Here is a 262-nt window from a genome sequence, read left to right as displayed (position 1 = left end):
GATCGGGACGACGTCGTCCCGCTGCGCCAGGATCCACGCGAGGGACAGCTGCGAGAGCGAGACGCCGTGCTCGTCGGCGATCGCGGTCAGCGCCCGGACGACCGCGACGTTCTGGTCGAAGTGCTCCGGCGCCCACCACTCGAGCATGTGCCGGATGTCGTCCTCGGGGTAGGCGGACCGCGGCTGGACGGCCCCGCCCAGGAACCCGCGTGCGAGCGGTGAGTAGGCCACGAGCCCGATGCCGAGCTCGTCGACGAGCGGG

Annotated in this window: 1 protein-coding gene; it reads right to left on the bottom strand. The window is 72.5% G+C overall.

The genetic code is table 11. The features are described from left to right. A partial coding sequence (locus tag BIV01_RS16790; protein WP_139199503.1) for an aldo/keto reductase occupies nucleotides 1-262 on the bottom strand: 262 nt, incomplete at both ends.

Origin of the sequence: Curtobacterium sp. MCBA15_013, from assembly GCF_001865095.1 — a bacterium.
GTDB lineage: Bacteria > Actinomycetota > Actinomycetes > Actinomycetales > Microbacteriaceae > Curtobacterium.
The sequence above is the reverse complement of the archived record's forward strand: the minus strand, read 5'-3'. Positions and strand labels throughout refer to the sequence as shown.